Annotated in this window: 20 protein-coding genes; 5 read left to right on the forward strand and 15 right to left on the reverse strand. The window is 62.7% G+C overall.

Translation table 11 applies throughout. The features are described 5' to 3' along the window. Positions 1-20: 20 nt before the first annotated feature. The 9 genes from A9973_RS26115 to A9973_RS26155 form a co-directional block, all read right to left on the reverse strand. Positions 21-1,121: a hypothetical protein gene (locus A9973_RS26115; protein ID WP_183016529.1), complete on the reverse strand. Its 1,101-nt coding sequence runs from the start codon at positions 1,119-1,121 to the stop codon at positions 21-23. After that, positions 1,118-2,911, reverse strand: coding sequence for an ATPase, T2SS/T4P/T4SS family (locus A9973_RS26120; RefSeq protein WP_183016530.1), 1,794 nt, complete (start codon positions 2,909-2,911; stop codon positions 1,118-1,120). The genes A9973_RS26115 and A9973_RS26120 overlap by 4 nt, the downstream gene beginning before the upstream one ends. Further along, positions 2,908-3,444, reverse strand: a complete 537-nt coding sequence (locus A9973_RS26125; RefSeq protein ID WP_183016531.1) for a hypothetical protein — start codon at positions 3,442-3,444, stop codon at positions 2,908-2,910. Before A9973_RS26125 ends, A9973_RS26120 begins: the two co-directional genes overlap by 4 nt. Continuing rightward, entirely contained in the window at positions 3,428-4,789 is a 1,362-nt protein-coding gene (locus A9973_RS26130; RefSeq protein ID WP_183016532.1) for a hypothetical protein, read from the reverse strand. Before A9973_RS26130 ends, A9973_RS26125 begins: the two co-directional genes overlap by 17 nt. A gap of 2 nt (positions 4,790-4,791) precedes the next feature. Continuing rightward, positions 4,792-6,483: a type II secretion system protein GspD gene (locus tag A9973_RS26135; RefSeq protein ID WP_183016533.1), complete on the reverse strand. Its 1,692-nt coding sequence runs from the start codon at positions 6,481-6,483 to the stop codon at positions 4,792-4,794. Between the two features lie 24 nt (positions 6,484-6,507). Then, positions 6,508-7,248, reverse strand: a complete 741-nt coding sequence (locus A9973_RS26140; protein WP_183016534.1) for a toxin co-regulated pilus biosynthesis Q family protein — start codon at positions 7,246-7,248, stop codon at positions 6,508-6,510. Positions 7,249-7,369: 121 nt separating this feature from the next. After that, on the reverse strand, positions 7,370-7,789 hold the full coding sequence (locus A9973_RS26145) for a hypothetical protein (protein WP_183016535.1): 420 nt from the start codon (positions 7,787-7,789) through the stop codon (positions 7,370-7,372). 16 nt (positions 7,790-7,805) lie between these two features. Next, positions 7,806-8,132: a hypothetical protein gene (locus A9973_RS26150; protein ID WP_255469292.1), complete on the reverse strand. Its 327-nt coding sequence runs from the start codon at positions 8,130-8,132 to the stop codon at positions 7,806-7,808. A gap of 574 nt (positions 8,133-8,706) precedes the next feature. Further along, positions 8,707-9,315 (reverse strand): Arm DNA-binding domain-containing protein, encoded by a 609-nt coding sequence (locus tag A9973_RS26155; RefSeq protein WP_183016536.1) that lies wholly within the window; start codon positions 9,313-9,315, stop codon positions 8,707-8,709. A 208-nt stretch (positions 9,316-9,523) separates the two neighbouring features. Here A9973_RS26155 and A9973_RS26160 point away from each other — a divergent pair, with 208 nt between their 5' ends. The 5 genes from A9973_RS26160 to A9973_RS26180 all read left to right on the forward strand — a co-directional run bounded on the left by A9973_RS26160 (position 9,524) and on the right by A9973_RS26180 (position 13,633). Continuing rightward, positions 9,524-9,763, forward strand: a complete 240-nt coding sequence (locus tag A9973_RS26160; protein WP_183016537.1) for a type II toxin-antitoxin system Phd/YefM family antitoxin — start codon at positions 9,524-9,526, stop codon at positions 9,761-9,763. Further along, positions 9,760-10,155 carry a type II toxin-antitoxin system VapC family toxin gene (locus A9973_RS26165; protein WP_183016538.1) on the forward strand — a complete coding sequence of 132 codons (396 nt, stop codon included), beginning with the start codon at positions 9,760-9,762 and terminating at the stop codon, positions 10,153-10,155. The genes A9973_RS26160 and A9973_RS26165 overlap by 4 nt, the downstream gene beginning before the upstream one ends. A gap of 211 nt (positions 10,156-10,366) precedes the next feature. Then, positions 10,367-10,636 carry a transposase gene (locus tag A9973_RS26170; protein WP_183016539.1) on the forward strand — a complete coding sequence of 90 codons (270 nt, stop codon included), beginning with the start codon at positions 10,367-10,369 and terminating at the stop codon, positions 10,634-10,636. Positions 10,637-10,805: 169 nt separating this feature from the next. Beyond that, positions 10,806-12,431 carry a methyl-accepting chemotaxis protein gene (locus tag A9973_RS26175; protein ID WP_255469294.1) on the forward strand — a complete coding sequence of 542 codons (1,626 nt, stop codon included), beginning with the start codon at positions 10,806-10,808 and terminating at the stop codon, positions 12,429-12,431. 74 nt (positions 12,432-12,505) lie between these two features. Next, positions 12,506-13,633, forward strand: a complete 1,128-nt coding sequence (locus tag A9973_RS26180) for an EAL domain-containing protein (RefSeq protein WP_183016541.1) — start codon at positions 12,506-12,508, stop codon at positions 13,631-13,633. Between the two features lie 12 nt (positions 13,634-13,645). On the opposite strand, the gene A9973_RS26185 is transcribed toward A9973_RS26180, so the two are convergent. The 6 genes from A9973_RS26185 to A9973_RS26210 all read right to left on the reverse strand — a co-directional run bounded on the left by A9973_RS26185 (position 13,646) and on the right by A9973_RS26210 (position 21,666). Further along, a complete protein-coding gene (locus tag A9973_RS26185) occupies positions 13,646-14,356 on the reverse strand; it encodes a helix-turn-helix domain-containing protein (RefSeq protein ID WP_255469295.1) in 711 nt (236 codons plus the stop codon). Positions 14,357-15,340: 984 nt separating this feature from the next. Further along, the gene (locus A9973_RS26190; RefSeq protein WP_370539535.1) at positions 15,341-16,147 is read right to left on the reverse strand and encodes an ABC transporter ATP-binding protein; all 807 of its coding nucleotides are present in this window, start codon (positions 16,145-16,147) and stop codon (positions 15,341-15,343) included. Then, positions 16,144-17,202 (reverse strand): iron chelate uptake ABC transporter family permease subunit, encoded by a 1,059-nt coding sequence (locus tag A9973_RS26195; protein WP_183016544.1) that lies wholly within the window; start codon positions 17,200-17,202, stop codon positions 16,144-16,146. Before A9973_RS26195 ends, A9973_RS26190 begins: the two co-directional genes overlap by 4 nt. Beyond that, on the reverse strand, positions 17,199-18,290 hold the full coding sequence (locus A9973_RS26200) for an iron ABC transporter permease (RefSeq protein WP_255469296.1): 1,092 nt from the start codon (positions 18,288-18,290) through the stop codon (positions 17,199-17,201). Before A9973_RS26200 ends, A9973_RS26195 begins: the two co-directional genes overlap by 4 nt. Further along, positions 18,287-19,453: an iron-siderophore ABC transporter substrate-binding protein gene (locus tag A9973_RS26205; RefSeq protein WP_255469297.1), complete on the reverse strand. Its 1,167-nt coding sequence runs from the start codon at positions 19,451-19,453 to the stop codon at positions 18,287-18,289. Before A9973_RS26205 ends, A9973_RS26200 begins: the two co-directional genes overlap by 4 nt. Beyond that, positions 19,453-21,666 (reverse strand): TonB-dependent siderophore receptor, encoded by a 2,214-nt coding sequence (locus A9973_RS26210; protein ID WP_370539540.1) that lies wholly within the window; start codon positions 21,664-21,666, stop codon positions 19,453-19,455. Before A9973_RS26210 ends, A9973_RS26205 begins: the two co-directional genes overlap by 1 nt. Positions 21,667-21,672: the final 6 nt, after the last annotated feature.

Raw genomic sequence — 21,672 nt, forward strand, 5'->3', positions numbered from 1 at the left:
GGTGTGATTGGTGGCGACTCCTAACTCATGGCGTCGAGCATTGCTCCGTTTTGTAGATCCCATAGGACGCTTTGATGCCAGCCATAAAGGCCCGCCATTGCGAACACGGCGCAGCCCAAGATGACCCAGCGGAGCACTTTCGCTCTCGTCTCGACTCGCTTTAGAACAACGGTTTCCATCCTCTGGCGAGTCTTCTGCAACGCCGCGTCCAAGCCTAGGGTGCTTGTGAGGTCCTCGAGGTACCAATATGTCTCACGGTCCATCAGGCCAACATCGAACACTCGTGCGCCTGACTCGGAGTCTTCGAGGCGGTGCTGAATGGCCTGCAAGCGGCCGGTCAGCCAACGAGATGCTCCGTCGAATTGGAGTTCGATGGCCTCGCGGAGCTGCATCGTCTTTCCGGTCCTTGGTTTGACCGCAGTTGCCGCAGTGCTGATGACGCCGATGCCCTGTACGTCCCGATACAAGCGGTATGGTCCCCAGCGATCTAGGAACCTTCGTATCGGACCGTCCAAGTAGGGGAAGGAAAACCTGAACGCAAGCGCTAGTACCAGTGCTCCAACCCAAATTCGATTGCCGTTATCCCGTATCCATTCGGCCAGGTCGAAGAATGTCCGCGTGGATGGGCTTAGGTACGCCCTGGGGACTACAGGCAGTGCGTCGATAATCATCGGCGCGCTGAAGTAGGGAATTGCAACCATGATTACGAGCCATAGAAGAATCAAGGTCAGCACCGAAGCCAGCAGCGTCGTAACGAGAATCCCCCGCAGCTTGGTGTTAAGCCGCACAAGGCCGGCCATGTCGCGCAGGCCGCTTGATAGGACAGCTTGGTCTTGGCCCTGCAACGAGACAAATTCCGCGACCTCTTTGGGAGGTAGCGTGCCGTGTAGCGTCAGGCCGATCTTGCCGGTCTCGACAATTTTGTGTGCCCAGTATGCGGAGAGAATGCCCCGCGCGCTTCGCCCATAGCGCTGGGCGTCTCCGTCAAGAATGTTCAAGATTGTGCGCTTGCCCTGGCTGTCCTCTGCCATGTCGGCAAGGTACTCATACCAATCGGCTCGCTGGCGGGCGAACTTGCTCGCAGCCTGCCCAACCCTTGTGAGTACGAACGGCAGCTTCATTCCCGCTTCCTTTCACGTAATAGCGTCGCGAATGCTCGGAAGTGCGGCTCGATGTCGCGCGGGTCGATCATGCCCTGGCTCATCTTGTATACGGCGCAATCCATGGTGGTCTTTCCTTCCATGTCCGGCTCGTCGTAGCCAGACGTACGGTGGCCAGCGTAGATCTGGCGCAGTCGCAGCTCATCGCCTTGGTTGATGGCCCGCAGCGCGTCTGGATCGGATGACGGTTCGAACATTTCGGCCACGACTGTACGACCCGCATATCCAAAGAGTTCCGGGATACCTTTGACTCGGCACTTTTCACATCCCAGCGGGTCGCGGACCCTGATGCGAGAACTGTCGAATCCGTACAGGGCTTCGATGTCTCCGAGGTACCGAGACCACGTCTCTCGGTCTTGGCGAACGCCCAGCCGGTCGGCAGCACCGTCGAGCAAGGAGGCAGCTGGAAGCGCGCAGCTGCACATGACAGGCATCAGCGACTGGTGTGCAAGAAGCTTGAGGACGCCTGGCGTGCCCAGCGTTGTGCGTGGCACCCCGATTTCGCTGGATGCAAACCGTTGGGGGATGGACAGGGCATGCCCGACGTGGGTCGTGGTGTACAAGCTGCTGCCTGCTAGAACAATGTCTACAAAGGCAGAACCGGTCAGTTGATCGCGGATTTCGCCGAGGAAAACGTCGCTGGCAGCCGCACGTTTGAGTGCCATGAGCTTGGAACGCATTGCGTCGCGATCTGAGCCATCAAGCGACCTCGAAAGGCTCGCGGCCAGTGCTCGAGGTATCGTCAGTTCAACGGGATCCTCAATGGTCATGACCTTACGCGTTTCGGGCAGCCGGACGATTAGCTGCGCATTTGTCACGGTCTTGCCAGACCCAGGAATGCCGCCGATAACGATTGCCCCGCCCATGCTTTGCAAACAGCGTTGGAACTTGGCGATATGCGAGGGCAGAAATCCCAGCGTTCCCATGTCGACCGGTTCTACCTTCGCCTCCATGTCAAGTATCCGAAGTGTGATCGAAGGACCCTTGTCCGTAACGAACGAGCCCCACCGGAGCATGTAGGAGCGCTCATCGACAACCTCGTACAGTCGACCTTGCTGTTCCTTTGCCATGTCGAGGAAAAGCCCGTTGCCGCCATGGACGTCCATCCATGCGACGTTGCCCATTTCGATGAGGCGCTCAGTAGGCATGCTCAGCTGCTTGGGGGTCGTGTACTGCCCATCGATCGTGGCGCTGACGTGGGAAATGGGAGCGGTCGTGTCGATATTCAGGTGCATGTCGCTTGCGCCGTTGCGGATGCCCCAGGCGCCAAGATCGTGAAACCCGACGCGCACGGCCGACCGGGCACCAAGCGAACGCGTTCGGGAAGTGCGTTGCTTGACGTCCTTCGCCTGCATTCGTTCCCGGACTAAAGCTAGCAGCACCACAGGGTTGACCGTGTAGATGTCGACTTCGTCCCTTCCGGCTGCTTCACGAGCGCGTTGTAGGACTGCGCGATAGATATCGGATTCCTGCTCACCTTGCTTGACGAAGACGACGTACTTATTGCCCTCTAGCTGCGCCACGCACGCCTTCGCCGCGGCTTCTGAGCCGCACCAGTCGACGCGGAGCAATTCGAAGGGGGGATGCAGGCTTTCAACGTCTTCAAAGGAATCAAGATGACCTTCGAGGGAGTCGGTCTCCTGGGAACGCGCTGGCCCCATGCTAAGGACGGGGGCAGGCTCCTCTTCGCGAAAGCCAACGCGCAGCATGCGCGACATTCGACGCACCAATTGGAAAATGCCGAATTTCATAGTGCCCTCTCGTCTAGGCAGTAGGTGAGCGTCTCTTCCGCTTGAGACAGAAACGTGGCGCAGGGAGGGGAAATTTCCAGTAGGCGCATGCCCTGGCCAGCACCTGTTACCGGTGCCGCCTTCCCGTTCAAGTAGACGGCCTGTCTGTTGTCCACCTGCAGATGCGCGGCCAGGCGACCGCCAACCCCGACGATGGCGATTAGCCGAACCAGGAGCTGTTTTGGGGGTGACGCTGAGGCTTGCGCCGCCTGTTCCGCATCAGCGGGCGCGGTGGCCGCCGGTGGCGGTGCGCCGAGCGGCGAACCTGCGAATGCTGTCTTGGACTTCGAGCGTTCCAGGGCGAGCGCTTGTTTTGCGTCATGCTCCAGCAGCTCGCGTACCAGGTGGCTCGGCGGTGCCGGCGGAGCCTCAGGCGCTACCGAGGGATTTTCAGCTTGCGCCGCCCCTGTGGCAGGCATGCCGATCGCTAGGGCGAGGCCCGCCAGGCGCAGCGCAAGTCGAGTGCGCAGCGAATTTTCACGGCGCGAGTACATAGATATCTCCTTTCAAGGTGGCCGAGAAGGCGCTCGCGGCAAGTCCTGGCGCCGAATCTGGCTGGTAACGCACATGCAGCTGCGCTATCTGGGTCGTGGTCGGCAAGGCCAGGCCGTAGAGCGAGCGAAGGGGTGCATTGATCACAAGCGCGCGGCTGGCAGGTAGCTTCGTGCCCTGTGGCAACGGCACCGATTGCTCCAGGCCGTTGGGCAACTTGATGTTGGGGACCAGAATTGGCGCGCTTGCCGGTTTTGACAACGTGAAGTCTGTCAATGCGGGTCGCAGCGCTTGCCAGCTTGGCTCCCAGGCCGTCTGGATCGCATTTGGCGCCGGAAGGTCATCCAGAGGCAGCATTTGCATTGAAAGCGCATTTGGTAGTTGCCAGGTAACGGTGGCCGAATCTAAGTCCGGATGGACGATGCGAAACGAGCTAGCCAGCGCCGCCTGTAGCGTATGGTTGTCGGCCAGACGTGTGCGGCGGTAGGTCGCAGCACACGTCCCTGCGCCCGGTCGGCAGTCGATTTCGGTCAAGCGCCACCGCCCCGGCTCTACCGGAACCGCGAGGACGGCATTGAGAAGTGCGTCGAGGCCGGTGCTGCCTTGAGCCTTGACCGACTTCGCCCAAGTGCTTATGGCGTTGTTCCACAGCGCAGTGGCATCGAATTGGGGTTGTGCTGCTTCTGCCAACTCCTGAAGTCGTGCCTGTCTTTCTTCCCACCAAGCCGACCCGTAATCCCAGGCCTCGTAGGCAAGGACCGCAGCTATTAGCACCCACCAGATGGGCGACACCATGGACAGCCTGAAGGAAGCCCTGCGCAGCGCCGACTGAGCATTCACATGCGCAGTGAGCTGCTGCAAGGAGAATACGCGGGCCGCCGTGAGGTAGTCGCTGTGCAACTGGTGTTCCCGGTAGCGCGCTGTGACCTCTTCCACGGCAATCTTCGCTGCAGTCTGGTCGGGAAATATCGTGTCGCCGCCCGTCTGCACGACACCGTCGATCACAACCGCCAACCACACGGATTGATCGGGCAGAGTGCACGCGACAACGTGGGTGCCATGTCGATGCATCTGTGCAAATGCGGCGGCGCCCGAGAAAAGAGTTGCCCGGGTCTTTGCACGTGTTTCGCTGCCTTTAGCAGTCACCAGACCTACCGAAGAACTTCGCGCATCGCTTTGCACGTAGTGCGTTGCCTTGGCTTTGCGCGCTGCTTGAAGTGCAAGTTTCTGGAGGTCTTCCCCCAGGACTGTTCGCCACTTGAGTCCGAAGACGAGTTGATTAGGCGAGCCCGGTATCGCGACGAGCCTGTAGCTCGTGCGCCGAGCGACTTTCTGTCGCGTTGCCACGTTCAGAATCCTTCTTCTGGGATTGCGGTTACCAACACCACCGTCAGTAGTTGCTGTTCTTGCGAGGCGTCAGACCCACCCATAACCATCGGCGCCCTGTCGTCAAGACGGCGGCGGGTCGAACTGTCGGAGGATTGTTGATACCCACCGATGACCACTTGTTCGCCGGGGCGGACCATCACCTGCTGAACGCGCCCCTGCCCGCCGATGTTGGTCTGCTGGACGAACGACTGATCATCACGTGACCCAACGGGCTCCTTCTTCATTTCGATGAGCCGGGTGTCGTCGTAGGCGATGGTCAGCAGGACCTGGCCGTCGTCTTGCGCGTCAGGCACGACGGTGAGAAACGTGCCGACTGTCTTTTCATCTTGCGTGACCGTGACAGTCGGCGCCGAGCTGTCGGACGTGCTCTTTGTCTGTTGCAGATCCTTGATGTACTGGAAGGTGTTACGCGTGTCGTACTTCGCGGGTCGGCGGTTCTGCGAGAGAAGCGGAATGCTCTTGTGATTGACGATCGACCCGAGTTGCGAAAGCGCGCTCAGTGCGATGTTGGTGCCGGCAAAAGGTCCGCTGCCCACCGAGGCGCCCACACTGCCCGCTGCCTTGGCTGCGTCGAGCAAGGGGCCGACGCCGATGGCGGATGCAGTGTTTTCGCGTCCAAGGCTGTTGAACAGAATTTTCCAGTCGACGCTGCCTTGGTTCAGTCGGTCGCGCTGAACGGTGATCTCTTCAAAGACGAGACGCACGCGCCGCGTCATTTGGCGATTCTCCGCGTCCAGAAACTCACCGATCCGATCCTGCGCATCCTTTGTATCGGTGACGACGATGGTGTTGGCCGCGCCGTCCGCAGACTTGATCACGCCTGCGCGACTGAGGAACTGGCTGACCTTGGTGACCACAGCGGCCAGTTCGCGGGCTTCTTCCTTTGAACTGCTGGTCGACTTGTCGGCGAGCGTCGAATTTGCCGACTTTATATCGCGTTGAAGGTTCTCTTCAGCAGCCTGCGTCGGCGTGCGGACGACGTAGCTCTTGGTCTCCGTCCGATAGAAGCGAAGCGCACCGATCTTTTCGTCGTAGCGCCAGTAGACGCCCAACCGCAGCGCAATGGAGTCCAGCACGGATGCCAAGGGGGCTTGGCCTGGCGGCAGAGGAGCCATCTTCGTGCGCGCAACGCCCTGCGGCAGGACCGGGCCTGCAATGCGGTCAACTGCAATACCGGGGACAAGGGCCGGAACCAGTGTGTCGGCTGTCGCCGCCGCCAAGTTGGTACTGGCGGTAGCAACGCCCTGGTCGACCGCCAGGCGCGGAAGGAAATACTCGGTCGGCAGCAACGCGTCGGCGGACACGTGGGTCAGGATGCCGGTGGCCAGTTGGATGCGGTCGGCAAGAGTTTTGAGGTCCGCCGCGCTGTTTTCGAACAACAGTGTAGTGTTGACGTTGGCGCGCAACGCCGGCGGCAGGGTGACATCACGGGCAAGCGGTTGAGGCCGACCAGCGATCCAGGGAAGTTCTACGACCTGGCCTTTAGCACGATCGGTGTCACCTGCCATGCCCTTGAAGGCGTCCATAGCAATGGCGCCCTTGGAGCCTTCGTGGTCAGCACGGGCGGTGACGCGGTCTGTGGATTGGAGCGCGGAGCAGCCGGACAGCGCGGCAAGCGTCAGTGCGGCCGCTACAGTGCGGTATGCAGTCATTGGTATTCCTGGTCAACGCCACGGCTAGGATTGCGTGGCTGGGGATCGGTTGCAGCTGCGGGTGAAGGGCACGACGCGCAGGACACGGTTGCCGTAGAAGCAGGGACGTATCGGAGATTCGGTCATGGCGACCGCCTGGGAGAGCGCCTGGGTAGCTTCTTGGAAGGACGCTGCTTCGAATTCGGCGGGTGCCTGGATCGGCAAGTCGAAGTTCAACTCCCATTGGTCAGGACCGAACGTCCAACTGGCATCTGCGGCCCAGCGGACGAGCGCCTGACGCACCGTGCCGTCCTGCGGGCTGATGCGCCAGATTTGCTTGGGCGGTTCCACGATTTCCGGTTCTGCTACTGCCGGGGTCGGCGTGGCATCGACCGTCATGACCTCTGTGGTCGCCGCTGCCGTTGCTGCGCCGCCCACTTCAGCGCCCTGGGTCTTCGCGGCCAGTTCGCCTGCCGGCGTCTGAGCATCTGCCGCGGCGGCAGGTTTCGCGCCGGCGGCGGGAAGCTCGCCGCTGCTGGGCGCCACGGCAGGCTGGCCGGGCGCCGGGTCTTCAGCAATGGGTGGTGCCTCGGGGACTGGAATTGGCGGGATAGGCGCCGAAGCGACCACCGTGGGCGATTTACCCGGTAGAACGCTTCGTGGATCCAGTTGGTTAATCGCGACGCGGCCAGAGTCGGCCGGCATTGGCGGGGCCGGCGGTACGAATCCGCAGGCCGAAAGAAAGCAGGCAGCCGAGATGACGGCCGCCAGAAGACGGGCATGCATAGGGGGAACTCCGAAGGGATGAGGCGTGTGTCCCGTGCTGATCACGGGCTAGGTGGGCTGGGAGGCCGCAGGCGCGCGTGAGGCTCCGTGGGGCAGTGGAACGACCGACGTGGACGGCGGTTTATTCGAACATCCCGGAGAACAAGAGCATCTCGAAGGCTTTGGCGCTCAATTGAGGTACCGGGAGGCTCGCTAGGTTCACCCCGTCATGACACCGGGCCACCTTCGCCGGTTCGCCATTGAGCCTGAGTGCATTAATGGCGCTGCGCTTGCCTTGCGCGATCCATCGCTCGCACGCCTGGGGCGACAAGTAGAAGTCGATGCCGTTGGGTTGCTCGACTTTGATGACCCAGTCTTGGCCGTCATCGCTGCTCCAGGTCTGGTTGTCGAGTTGAACACGGGCGAGATTGGCTGGAGAGGGCACGGGTTGAATGTGCGGGGACCAGGCGCCGGACACAGGGTTCTGGGCGGACGCTGCCGACGACAGCAAGAAAAGGATCATCGCGGCAAGGATCCGGCGTGCAGCGGTAATGGGAAGCATCGAGAGGTCCTCAGTTTCAAGTTGGAGTCCAGGGCGGCACACCCTGGCGGTCAAGTTCAAGGTGCACTGCTCGCATATCGCCCGGTGAGCAGTGCCGGCGGGAAAGCAGGAGCAGTTCGAGGAGGATCGGAAGGATCGACGCTGGGGCCTGGTCGGCAACGCCGCCGTCCATGAGCGTGAGTCGAAGCTGCGATATGTGTTCGGCGACCTGGTCGTCGACCTCGAGCCGGTCACGCAGATACGCCGAAAGCGTCATTCCACGCTCCGCTGCAGCGCCTTCGTAGCGTCGACGTGCAGCGTCCGAAAGTCGAAACGTGATCGGCCTTTCAAGCAGCGAGCGCATGAAATCGGGCCTCCTCCACAACGATGTGACCGATGGCCTCCGCGAATGCCTGTTTGAATGCGTCTCGGCGAATCCTGCGCTCGAGGGCGGAGTCGGCCTTGTTGTTGCAATGGTCCCGAAACTGTTGATCACGGTATTGGGCGGGACTCATGTCGGGAGCCGTTTCGAACCAGGTTCGAGCGGCATGGCGGGCGGCACGTGCTGTCGACGGGAACTCGAAGGACGCGTGATGCCCGCGGGACGCGATCGCGTCCGCATGGGGTATGGACCTCATAGGGGCTTCCTGAATGGCTGTGCTCGAACCTCGGGCGAGGCCGGCGACGCTTGGGGCGGGGGGACTGCCCCGAAGGCGGCTGGGCCCAAGTTTGGGACCACAGCCGCGAATTAGTACAACTCTATGCGCCTAACGTGTAGGCAACTGCACGGAAGTTCCGCGTTAAATGGCGCTAATAGGCGCGTGTACAGATTCGATTCCTGTCGGGCGCACCATAGATTCAAGGACATACACGTAAGGACTTACGTTTTTTTGGGCCCATTCTTGTGACCCATCTGGCGCGCATCCCGATCCCGATTCCTAACGCGGCAAGCGTAGGGCGCCACACCTTCTGAACCGCATGAGCAGCGGATCTGGTTCTGGATCTTGGCCTTTACGGCTTTCAATCTCCAGCGTGATGTTCTCCGGAACTTTCCTCATCTTGAATGCCAACGCCCAAACCTGCCGAGCTGGCGTCATGACGTTGTTGAACGTCTTGGCCGCCATGCGCGGATAGTCAGCTACGTCCATCGCGAGCTCTTCATAGGTGATCTCCGCGATCGGGCGATTTCCATACAAAGGGCGCCACCGCGAGTTCAAGAGATTCTCGTATTCGCTGAGCGTCGTTGCCGCTTTGTGGCTGATGAGCTTCAGCCACATGTCTGCCTCTTTGAACGTGACTTCTCGGGCCGCCTCTTTGATCGGAATGCTGGGGGACTCGGGGAAGTAGCGAGCGAAGTCGTCCCAAGTGAAGACGCCGAGGTCTATCGCTTGCAGAATCTCGCTGCGCATGCGTGCCGCAGCGCGCATGTTGGCGGCGGTGGGGCGCAGTGCTACGCGCTCGCGGAAGCGGCGGTCATTCCATCGGAAGTCGATTCGGATCGACGTCGTCCGCGCGATGATCCCTTCGAGGTGCTCTTTGATACTCATTCGTCGTACGCTTCAAGATTGATGTGTTGTCGGTTGCCTGAACTGATGCGCACTGAGCTCATTCCGGCCGCTATAGCCGTGGAGCACCCGATGGGAGAAATGGAGGAGTAAGGAGCCTGGCCCTGGGGGGCTCCCCCTGGGGCGTGCGCCGCTTCGGTATGGCTTATTCGAGAAAATGACTATCTGTACTGACCATTTGGGGGCCGCCATGCACAGCCAGCAAGTTTCTAAGACCGAGTTCAAAGCGCGAGCGCTTGAGCTTTTCCGGCAAGTCGAATCGACCGGGGAATCCATTGTCGTGACCGATCACGGTAAGCCCGCACTTGAAATCCGCCCCTATCGGGCAGTGGCCAAGCGCAATCCGTTGGATGTGCTGCGCGGCTCCGTCCTGCGGTTTGACGATCCCTTGTCGCCGGTCGGGGAAGATGCGTGGGAGGCAGCGCAATGATCGTGCTGGATACCCATGCACTGGTATGGTGGGCGGCGGGGGACGCGCAGTTGAGCCGTCCCGCACGTGAGGCCATTGAGGCCGAAGGGCAGGACGGAGAAATCCTGGTTTCGGCGATCAGCGCCTGGGAGGTCGCAATGTTGGCCAAGGCCGGACGTTTGGCTCTGACCATGGATGCGGCGGCGTGGCTGGATACGGTTGCCCAAGTGCCTGCCATTCGGTTCGTTCCAGTGGATGTGCGCATTTCTGTTCAGTCCGTGGACCTGCCCGGGGAATTCCACAAGGACACGGCTGACCGCATCATCGTGGCCACGGCGCGGCATCATTCGGTGCCTCTGGTATCTGCTGACTTGAAGATTCGCGATTACCCGCACGTTCAGACCATCTGGTGATGTAACCCATCTTGTATGTTTTTATAGCACTTACCGATCTCACGTCGGAGGTGCTGGGGACCGGGACGCACCCATCCATCAGCCGTCACTAGCGGACTGACGTTGGTAGATATCCCACCCCGCCCAAATACGTCGATTAAGAATCTAGCGGCCGTGACCGCCGATTGATCGCAAGACGAGGCTGCGCCTGTCCAGCGATCGGCATAAGCACGTGGGATCGCAAGCTCAGGTCCAGCACGCGTTGGATGCCTTGGCGCAGTTGGCAGATGCTCTTGAGCGCGAAATGCTGGATCAGATCGCTGCCGAACCCGCCTTGGCCGACGACTTCAACTTAATCACCAGCATTACCGGTGTGGGGAAGCTGACTGGGGCCGCTCTGGTGACGGCCTTCACCCGCATCCCGTTCGCCTCTTCGGACGCAGTGGTGGCCTACGCGGGGCTAGATCCCAGTAGCCTCCATTGCAACGGCAATGCAAGTTGATGCGACTCCACTCATGGCCAAGAGAGTCCCACAGCCAAATCCGAACTTAACTTGACGAGGATCAAGATTGCCCGTCCGATCCGCTCGGGCGGTCGATACGATGCGGCGTGGGAACTTTAGATTTCCTGGCGTCAACCAGTCGAATCGATTCGGATGCGCCTTTCTCCGCATGCAAACACCGAATCGTATGAAGAACCCATTAATCACAATCAAAGCTAGGCTTGCGACCGGATTCGCGCTGATATTCGTTCTATTGGCTACCGTAGGCACCTTCGGCTACGTTGGGATCTCGACTCTCGCAACGCGTATTCACAATACCTACCAAACAAATACCTTGCCGATCCTCGATGTCGGATCGGTACGTTCGTCAACGCTACGCATCCGGCTCATGCTCTGGCGCGCGCAAGCGGAGAGAAAGTCCGAGGCCACCGATCAACTGATAGCCGAAATCGAGAAGCTCCGGGAGTCATTGCAGCAGGCGTGGGCCCATTACTACCCCGCGGGAATCTCATCACCGTCAGAACGTGAACTGGCGGAAAAAATCTCTGCCCGCCTTGGCAACTTCAAGGAAGAATCAGACCGCGTGATTGCATATCTCAAAGAAGGCGATTATGAAAATGCAACCCGGCAGCAGTCCGACCAGCTGGCTCCTCAAGCCGATGCGCTCAGCGATCTCCTTGACGCAAACGTCAGGGATAACGCAAACCAGGCCGATATCGACGATAAAGAGAGCATTGCGCTTGCCCGACGCATCGTCCTGATCTCACTCGGCCTGACCCTTGGCGGCGGCGTCGTTGCGCTCCTGGTGTGTGTCTTGCTCATCCGTGCCGTCATCAGACCGCTATCTGCTGCCGTCAAAGCCAGCACGCGGATCTCCGAAGGAAAGCTCGGCGAACCGATCAACGTCGAATTTCGCGACGAATTCGGTCAGCTATTGTCGGCACTGAACCGAATGGACCAGGTCCTGGCCAACGCCGTACGCGGAATTCGAGAGTCGAGCGAGTCCGTAATGGTTGCATCGAGCCAAATCGCCAGCGGCAATCTCGACCTGTCCGCACGGACTGAACAACAAGCCGCCTCGCTCGAGCAGACCGCTGCAACCATGGCACAGATTACCGAAACCGTGAAACAAAACGCCGACAACGCCAGTGAGGCAAATGCCCTTGCCCAAAGCGTGTCTGAACTTTCCAAGGTCAACAATCAGGCAATGGATGCCATGGTGGGTACCATGGGCAGCATTTCCGGAAGCTCCCGAAAAATCTCAGACATCACAAGCCTGATAGAAGGCATTGCGTTTCAGACAAATATTCTTGCGCTCAATGCAGCCGTCGAAGCAGCCAGGGCGGGTGAACAAGGATTGGGCTTCGCGGTGGTGGCCAGAGAGGTGCGCTCTCTGGCTCAACGCTCCTCGGCAGCGGCTAAGGAAATCAAGGATCTTATCGGCGAATCCTCAAGATTCGTGCAAGAGGGCTCTCGGCAAGCCTCAGAGGTAAGCACAGCCATGCAGGACATGACGCGGGCCATCACCAAGGTCTCGGGAATTGTCAGTGAAATTGCAGTGGCATCGGATGAGCAGAGGCGAGGCGTGGAGGAGATTCACGTGGCGATCAGTCAAATCGATTCGGTCACCCAACAGAACGCAGCCTTGGTTGAAGAAGCCGCTGCGGCAGCCCAGTCATTGGAAGAACAGGCAAAACGGATGAAGATCGAGGTGATGTTCTTTCAGATGCGCGACGAAACGTCCTCAGTGGGCATACCGTCTTCACCGAAGATCGGCCCGGCCACACCCTGCTGACTGCCGCGGTTGTACTCAAATCCGAATTGGTGGGCCCGTTCCCACACCACATGCCAAGCCATTTGAATGATCTGATGCAGGACACACAGCCCGGGCTCCATCGAGTCGCGAAATTGCTGCAGGCCGGTTCGCTCCAGATGCACTACCAGCCAATATTCGATTTCAAAACGGGCAATGTCACACAAGTGGAGGCCCTTGCCAGGCTGATTGAAGGCACCCGCGTCCTGCCACCCAGCGATTTTTTGCCGTATTTCGGACGGGAGGAACTCTTTGAGCTTTTCGCTAGAGGATTGGAACTGGCAGTCTCCCAACGGGATGTTTGGCTCCACAACGGCATCCCGCTTAGGCTATCGGTGAATATGCCGTCTTTTGCGTTCTGCGACGACCGCTACTATGCGGTGACTCGTGACACGCTATCCAGGCATCGCTGCCCGCCTCGTGCGTTGACGCTGGAGGTTCTCGAACACTGGGACGTTTGCGCGGAAATCACGATCTCCAACAATCTGCGCAAGTTCAAGGAACTCGGCGTGTTGTTGGCGGAAGATGATCTCGGGGCTGGTCACAGCGGCCTGCAACGTCTGCGCGAACTCCCCTTCGACTCGTTCAAGATCGATAGGAGCATCATCTGCATGGCCGACAGCGACCACGCCAACGCCTTGCACTTCGTCCACCAATTGACAAGACTAGGTCACCTGCTCGGAAAGACGGTCGTAGTGGAAGGGGTGGAGAGCAGCGACTTGATAGAAGCGATCCGAATTCTTGGCGCCGACGCCGTGCAGGGATATGCCATTGCGCGGCCGATGCCGGCGGAGCAGTTGACTGCCTGGATTAGAGGCGGATACACGAATCCGGCTAGTCGCCCACAAACCATTTTGACCAAGTTGGCAAGACTGCTGATTCTCGAGGAACGTCTGAGCTTGATGTCGGAGCCTCACGCAGGCAAGCCGTCCGCGGGCGGTGGAGCACAGAGCTTCGCCGCGATATTCTCTTCAAGAACGCAATGCCAGAAAGGTCCGTCCTGTTTGGAAGACCACCTCGCGAGCTTCCGCGCCGGCATCAACGCAATTTTCTCGGAGAATCATGCCTATGTTCGGGAGATCGATGTTCTGGTGAGTGCCATATCCCGCCATGGCCTTATGAGCAACCACTATCGGCAAGCGCGTAAAGATCTCACTGCGGCCGCAATGCTCATTGAGCATTAGGAGGGCGCGGCGTTAACCCTCAGCGGAGGTCTTCGCTCTGGACGCGCAGGCGCGAGAAGATCCCAATAACAAGTCCTCGAGCGCACGTCTGTCGAGGATCCTGACATTTCTGGTCCGGATAGAGATGAACCCGGCGCGGGACAACCGAGAGAGCGTCCGACTGACCGTTTCCACTGTCAAGCCAAGGTAGCTGCCGATATCTTCCCTTGTCATGCGCAGCAAAAACTCGGATGCCGAGAACCCGCGTGCCGCGAGGCGCCCCGAGATATCAAGCAGAAATCCCGCAATGCGTTCCTCGGCATTCATGACGCCCAATGTCGCCAGCATGTTCCGGTCGCGCCACGTGGCATCGCTCAGGGACTGGAGCAGCCGGTCATTCAACACCGAGAGTTCTCCCGCCAGGGCGCGGAGCTTGTCGGATGGAATGACACAAAGATTGGTGTCTTCCAGCGCAATGGCCGCTGAGTGGCGCTTGATGTCCGTCAGGTTTTCCAAGCCGACGATTTCTCCCGGGAAGTAAAATCGGACGACTTGGCTGCGCCTGTTCTCGGTCGTCACCGTGGTCTTGATCGTGCCCCCCCGGACTGCGTGGACGGCGGTCACGTGGTCACCCGGCAAGTACAGGGGGTCGCCTTTGAAGAGGCGAACTCGTTTCCTGACCAAGGGCAGGAGTTTCTCTACGTCGGAAGGACGCATGCCTGATGGCAAGCAGAAGCGCTTCATGGAACATTGCGTGCAGTTGGGCATGGCTTAAAAAGTATTGTTCGGCGCGCTGGTTGCTCAGAAAAGCGCCGATCGATGAAACTGCCATGAAATTCGCGAATGCCCCTTGTTTGGGGGGCATCGAGCAACAACTTGTTTGCATGGGACGCCGCCAGAGTCGCCGGGCCGGTAGTGCTGCGACCAAGTTCTGCGGAAATGATCTATTCGGATGTCGTATGAATTTATGCCTGTAACAAAAAAATTCATTCGAAGCATCGTATCGACTGCCGGGGCGCACCGGGTCGGCAATGTTGATCCGAGTCAACTTTGAAGCAGATTCGAGTCGTTCGCCGGCATTGCCAACGCCGAAATGCGACGGCCGATGAATCGACGGCAGGACCGGCAGTTTCAGTCGTGCATCATGGCTACCGCCCCGCGGCCTTCTGTTTGACGAGCGCCCAGTGCTCGGAGGCCAGATACTCACCCTAGGTCATCCCTACCAAGTTCTGTCCTCTTCTTCCCCAGGTGTCCGCGTATATCTCGTCTAGGTCGTGCCGCTCTTCATCGTGACTGTCACCGTCATGACCGAGGCGAGAAGGAAACTCGCCAGTAATTCGCGTGCAATGCTCCGACGCGCTTCCCTCCGCGCCTGCTGGCGCTGCGCGCTATCGCTTGCCAGCGGCCTGCGGCCGGATTTGAGCCCTACGGGCTTGCGGCGCTCGCCGCGCCTGCGCCCTCTGGCTATCTCACGCAAGCCTGGCGCCCTGGTAGTCGCCGCGCCCCAGAAACGCCGACTGTATCACTGCGTTCGTCGCTCCAAGGGGTTCGCTTCGCCAGGTACTCACCCGGTCCTTGCGCTATGCGCAATTCGCCTTTCCCCGCTGGTTGGATTCGCCGTCGATCCCCTTGGAATAGACGCGGAAGAACCTCTGCGCGTTCTTGTGGCCCATCTGGCGCACATGCGGTAGGGCGGGGCGCCGCCCCGTCCTCGTTCCCCGGCTGCGTTCAGCCCCGGCCGCTGCGCCTGGGCACGATCATCGGGCTGCCGGTTTCCGGATCGGGCAGCACTCGGCAATCCAGATCAAACACCTGTTGCATCGCGGCTTCGGTCACCACTTGGCGCACCTCGCCCTGCGCGGCGATGCGGCCGGACCGCATCATCACCACGCGATCGGCATAGCGGAACGCCAGGTTCAGGTCGTGCAGCACCACCACCAGCGTGCGGCCGGCCCGGTGCAGGCGCGCACACAATTCCAGCAGGTCGATCTGGTGGCGGATATCCAGGAAGGTCGTGGGTTCGTCCAGCAGCATGATGCCGGCGTCCTGCGCCAATACCAACGCCAGCCAGGCCCGTTGGCGCTGGCCGCCCGACAGGGTGTGCACGGGTTGTTCGGCCAGGTCCGCCAGGTCGGTGTCGGCCAGCGCGGCATCGACCGCCGCGGCATCCGCAGGTGACCATTGCCGCAGCAGCGTTTGATGCGGGTAGCGACCGCGCGCCACCAGGTCGCGCACGCTGATCATTTCGGGGGCTACCGGGTTTTGCGGCAGATAGGCCAGGCGCCGAGCCACCACCTTGCGGCGCAGCGTCGCCAGGTTGGCACCGTCCAGCCAGGCCTGGCCCCGGGTGGGCGCCAGCGCGCCGCCCAGTACCCGCAACAAGGTCGACTTGCCGCAGCCATTGGGTCCCACCACCGCCGTGAAGGCACCCGGTTGGACGGCCAGCGACAGCCCTTGCAGCACGGCGGTATCGCCATACGACAGGTCCACATCTTGTAGTTGCAGCGCGGATGGGCCGGGGGAAGCATCGTTCACGTTGAAGCCTTGCGCCATTCAAGCACCAGCAGGAAAGCCAGGTAGATTCCGCCGATGCCGGCGGTCAGGACGCCCACGGGCAGGCCGCTGGGGCCGGCGGCGCGGGTCAGGAGGTCGGCCGCGGCCAGCAGCACCGCGCCTGTCAGGGCGGCCAGCAGCGGCTGCGGGCCGCTGGCGCGTACACAGCGGCGCGTGATCTGCGGTGCGGCCAGGGCGATGAAAGCGATGGGGCCGGCCACCGTCACGGCCGCCGCGGCGGCCAGCACGGCCACCAGCGTCGCAGCAAGACGGCTGCGCGCAGGCGATGCACCCAACGCCTGGGCCAGGTCATCGCCCATTTCCAACAGGCGCAGCCGGGCGCAGAGGGCCAGGCCCAGCGGCAGCAGCAGGGCGCAGGCCAGGCTGATTAATGCCACGTCGCTCCAGGTCTTGCCGGCCAGGTTGCCGTTCAGCCACATGGCCGCCAGATAGGCCTGTTCGCGCCGAAGGTTGGACAGCCCGAATTGCACGAACGCAAAGGCGATGGCGCCCACCGCGATGCCGGCAATGACCATGCGATGCGGCGCGGCAAAGCCAGCACCGGACCCGAACCAGACGCCGGCGGTAGCCAGCAGGGCGCCTGTGGCAGCGCCCCAAGCCACCGGCATCAGGTCGGGCCAGACCATGGCGACCGCCACCGCGCCCGCGGACGCGCCGGCGGTCAGGCCGATGACGTCGGGGCTGCCCAGCGGATTGCGGGTGATGCTTTGGAACAGCGCGCCCGACAGGCCTAGTGCGGTCCCGGCGCCTAGTGCCGACAAGGCGCGCGGCAAGCGCACGGTATGCACCAGCCACTGATCCACAGCGCTGCCGCCGCCCCAAAGGGTTTGCCACAGCGTGTGCCAGGGCAGGGTCGGGTCGCCCGTGCGCAACGTGGCGGCAAGCAGGGCGGCAGCCATCACGAACAGGATTGCGCCATAGGCCTGCGCGCGCGGCGCCAGCGGCCAGGCTAGCCAGCGGCCCGCGCGCAGCATCGGCTGGGAGGGATGCACGGACGAATGCGCCGGCTGTGTCATGCAAGACTCCGGCCACGGCTGCGCAGCGCCGCCAGCAGGAACGGCGCACCGATGAAGGCCGCCACCACGCCCGTCAACAGCTCGGCCGGGGCCCGCAGCAGCCGCGCCAGAATGTCCGCCACCAGCATCAGCAGCGGGCCCAGCACCACGCAATAGGCCAGCAGCCAGCGCATGTCCGGGCCGGCGTAGCGGCGCGCAATGTGCGGCACGGCCAGGCCGACGAACGCAATCGGGCCGGCCGCGGCCGTGGCCGCGGCGGCCAAGATGGCCACGCACAGCAGTCCCAGCAAGCGATACAGTCCGGCGCGCAAGCCCAACGCCTGCGCCAGCGCCTGGCCCAGGGCCAGCAGATTGAGCGGCCGGGCCAAGGCCGCCGCCAGCAGCAGGCCGACGCCGATATAGGGCGCGGCGCGTAGCGCGGCGTCCAGGCTTTGGCCGGCCAGGGACCCCACGGCCCAGAAGCGGTAGGCATCGAAGATATCGCTGCGCAGCAGCGCCACGGCCTGCACGTAGGCGAACAGCACGGCGTTGACCGCAGCGCCGGCCAGGATCAGCCGCACCGGTTGCAGGCCGCGGGCGCCAGCACCGATCAGGTAGACCGCCGCCGCGGCGGCCAGCGCGCCGGGCAGAGCGGCCCAGAAAGGATGGGCAGGCAGGCCGCCTGCCATCAACGCCACCGTCACGATGGAGGCCGCCGCGCCCGCGTTCACCCCCAACAGGCCCGGCTCGGCCAGCGGATTGCGGGTCAGCGCCTGGATCAGCGCGCCGGCCACGGCGAGCGCCGCGCCGGTCAGCAAGGCCAGCAAGGTGCGTGGAATGCGCGAGGCCACCACCAGCGCGGCATGGCTGTCGTCGGGCCGCACCAGGGCCTGCCACACGGCGCCGGCCGACAGCCCGCGCGACCCCAGCCACAAGCTGGCCAACGCGGCGGCGGCCAGCCCCATACAGACGGCGAGCAATACCGGCGCGCGCAGGCGCGTGGCGCGTGGTGGCGTCTCCGGCGGCACGGAAGGCGGCGTGCTGCCCAGCGAGGCGGGCAGCGCAGGCCGCGGCGCCGCAACGGAAATGGGCCGCGGAACCCGCGTCATTGGCCGGCCCCGCCAGTCTGCGCCCGCTGCGCCGCCTGCGCCAACTGGGGCGCCAGCCGGTCCAGCATCCAGGCCACCGCCAGCGGCGTGCCGGACGACGATGCCATGACCAGCGCCGGATTGCTCAACGCCACATAGGCGCCGCGGCGCACCGCGGGAATCGAGGCATATAGCGGCAGGGCGGCGGTGCGGTCGCGCTCTTCGGGGGTGTAGAACCACGACACCAGGATATCGGCGTCGTCCAGCGCGTCGGCATGCTCGAAGCCCAGGTAATGCGCAAAGTGGCCCGCGCTGGCCCGCAGGCCGCGCACGGACGGCGCCAGGGTCATCCCCATCGCGCTCAGCGTGTCCACGCGGGGGTCGCCGGCCACATAGGCGGCGAAATTGCCCGAGCCCAGGTCGGCTCGCACGTAGGCAAAGGTCTTGCCGGCCAGCTCGGGATACTGGCGGGCCGCCTGTGCCAAGGCGTCGTGAATGCGGGCCTTGAGTGCATCCGCTTCGGCGCGCTTGCCCAGCGCGGCGGCGATCAGGTCGATCTGCTTGTCCACCGGCGTCAGGAAGGGCTGGTCGGGGTAGGCCACCACAGGCACCAGCCGCGACAGCTGCGCGTAGGCCTCGCGGTTGACGCCCGAGAACGGCGCCAGCACCACGTCGGGCCGCAGCGCGATGATCTTTTCGACATCCAGTTCGGGATAGACCGTGATGCGTTCGGGCAGGGGCTGCCCCTGGGCCTGGATGGCCGCGCGCACCCAGGGCCAATAATGGTCGGCATCGCCGCCCCAGTCGGCCCGGCTGGTGCCCACGGGCACCACGCCCAGCGCCAGCGCCAGGTCGTCGGCGCCTAGCCCCAGCGTGACCACGCGGCGCGGCGGCGCGGCAATCACGGACTGGCCCAGGGCGCTGTCGATCGTGACGGGAAAGCCGGTCGCGGAGGCCGCGGACGAAACCGATCCCGCGTTCGGCGCAGGGGCGTTGGAAGCCGCTTCGGACGCGGTGCCCGAGGATGCGCCTGAAGAGGAAGCCGGCGCGGACGGCGCCCGATCGCATCCCGCCAGTCCCAGCACCAACGCCGCGGCAATAGCCGCGGCGCCCCGGCACCACGGCGCCGTATTCACCAGATTCAAACGCATCGTGCCGCTTTGCCCCTTGGCGTGTACATGCATCAATACTGCGCGCGCACCGTCAGCATGACGTTGCGGGGCGCCCCGTACCAGCCCTGGCTGAAGAAGCCGATCTGGTCGTAGTACTTCTTGTCGAAGACGTTGTTCAGGTTCAGCGTGGCCGACACCTGCTTGGAAAAATCGAAGCGCGTCATCAGGTTGACCAGCGCGTAGCTGCCTTGCTCCACGTCCACATTGCCGCGTGGGCTGGCCGCGGACTGGAACATGCGGCTTTGCCAGTCGATGCCGCCGCCCACCGTCAGGCGGTGCAGGTCGCCCGGCAACCGGTAGGTGGTGTACAGCTTGAACAGGCTGCGCGGATGGCTGGTGTTGATCGGCTTGCCGTCGGCGGCCTTGGCGGTGAAGTGGGTGTAGCTGGCGCCGATGTTCCAGCCGGCCGCGAGCTGGCCGTTGGTTTCCAGCTCGAAGCCTTCGACCTTGGCCCCGCTGACGGCGCGGTACGCCTGCGTGCCCGGCATGCCGATCACCGATTCGCCCGGAATGGCCTGGGCCAGGTTGTTCTGGCGGGTCTGGTACAGCGACACCGCGGCGTTCAACAGGCCGTCCAGGTAGGCGGCCTTCAGGCCGACTTCATAGCTCTTGCCGTCGATGGGCGGCAAGATCGAACCGCTGGGCGTGCGCGCGTTCTGCGGCTGGAATATCTCGGTATAGCTGGCGTACGCCGTGTAGGTGCTGTTGATGTCGTAGATCAGGCCGGCATAGGGCGTGAACTGGTCGTTGATCTTGTATTCGCGCTTGCTGCCGAAGTAGGTCTGCTTGGTTTCCCAGTTGCTCCAGCGCCCGCCCACGATCAGGTGCAGCGGGTCGGCCAGCGAAAAACGACCCACCGCGTAGGCGCCGGTCTGCTTGACCCGCATGTCGTCGGCCGCCGTCTTGGTGCTGGACCAGGTCGGCTCGGCGATATGGTCCTGGCGCCAGTCGAAGTAGCTGCCGATGGCCGGCTTGGCGCCCGTCATCAGGTATTGGCCGATATTGCTGTGGTCGTTCACGCTCATCCAGCCCAGCGCCAGCTCGTGCTTGCGGCCCAGCAGCTGGAACGGGCCCGACACCGTCAGGTGAATGTCGTCGCGCGAGCGGTCGCCGTCGTAGTTGTTGAACGAACTGGTCATGCCGGCGCCGGTCACTCGGTTGGGGTAGCCGCCGCGGTACAACTGCTTCATGCGGTAGTCGGCATCGTTGTGGCTGTAGGCGGCGCGCACCTTCCAGTCGTTGGCGAAGCGGTGCGTCAGGTCCACGAAGGTGGTGGTGGTTTCGGTATCGATGCGGGCCCACGGCGTGTTGTTGGACGCCGAGCGGTTGAAATCGGTGCGCGAACCGTCGCTGTAGAACAGCGGAAAGCCGCTGCCGAAGCCGTTGCTCAGATTGCGCTGGTATTCCACGCCGGCCGTCAGCACGGTGTCGGGCGTCAGGTCGGCGCTGACCACGCCGTAGAATGTGCGCTTGCGCGAATCCAGGAAGCTCACGTAGCTGTCGCCCTGGCTGTAGGCGGCCACGAAACGCGAGCGGATGCGGCCGTTTTCGGTAATGGGCAGCGACAGGTCCAGGTCGCCGCGGATGTTGTCCCAACTGCCCGCGCTGGCGCTGCCTGACAGGGCGAATTCGCGAAGCGGCTTCTTGCGGATGAAGTTCACCGCGGCCGACGGGTTGCCCGAACCCGTCATCAGGCCGGTGGCGCCGCGCACAATCTCGACCCGGTCGTAGATGGCCGCGTCCATGTCGGTCGCGCCGTAGTTCCACTGGCTCAGGATCGGGGAGTTCAAACCGTCGAACTGGAAATTGTCGATCGAAAAGCCGCGCGACGAGAACGACAGCCGATTGCTGTCGCTGCGCGTGACCGAGATGCCGGGCGCGCTGGCCAGGATCGCGCCGGTGTCCTGCAAGCCCTGGTCTTCGATCTGCTGGCGCGTCACCACGCTGACGGACTGCGGCGTTTCACGCGGCGACAGCGCCAGGCCGGTGGCGGTGTCCATGGCGTCGGTGGTGTAGGAATGGGTGCCTTCGGTAGTGCCGGGGATGCCGGCTCCCCGGACGGTCACGACGGGCAACTGGGCGACATCGGTCGAAGCGTTCTCGCCCGTCGATGCCGCACTTTGCGCGCTGGCGGTTTGGTGGGTCAAGGCGGAGCAGAACAAGGCCGTTTGAATCGCATAGACAAGAGGGCGCACCCGGCGCAAACGGGCGGCGGGCGAGGGCAGAACGGA

It is taken from the genome of Achromobacter sp. UMC46 (assembly GCF_014170335.1).
Taxonomy (GTDB): Bacteria; Pseudomonadota; Gammaproteobacteria; order Burkholderiales; family Burkholderiaceae_B; genus Achromobacter.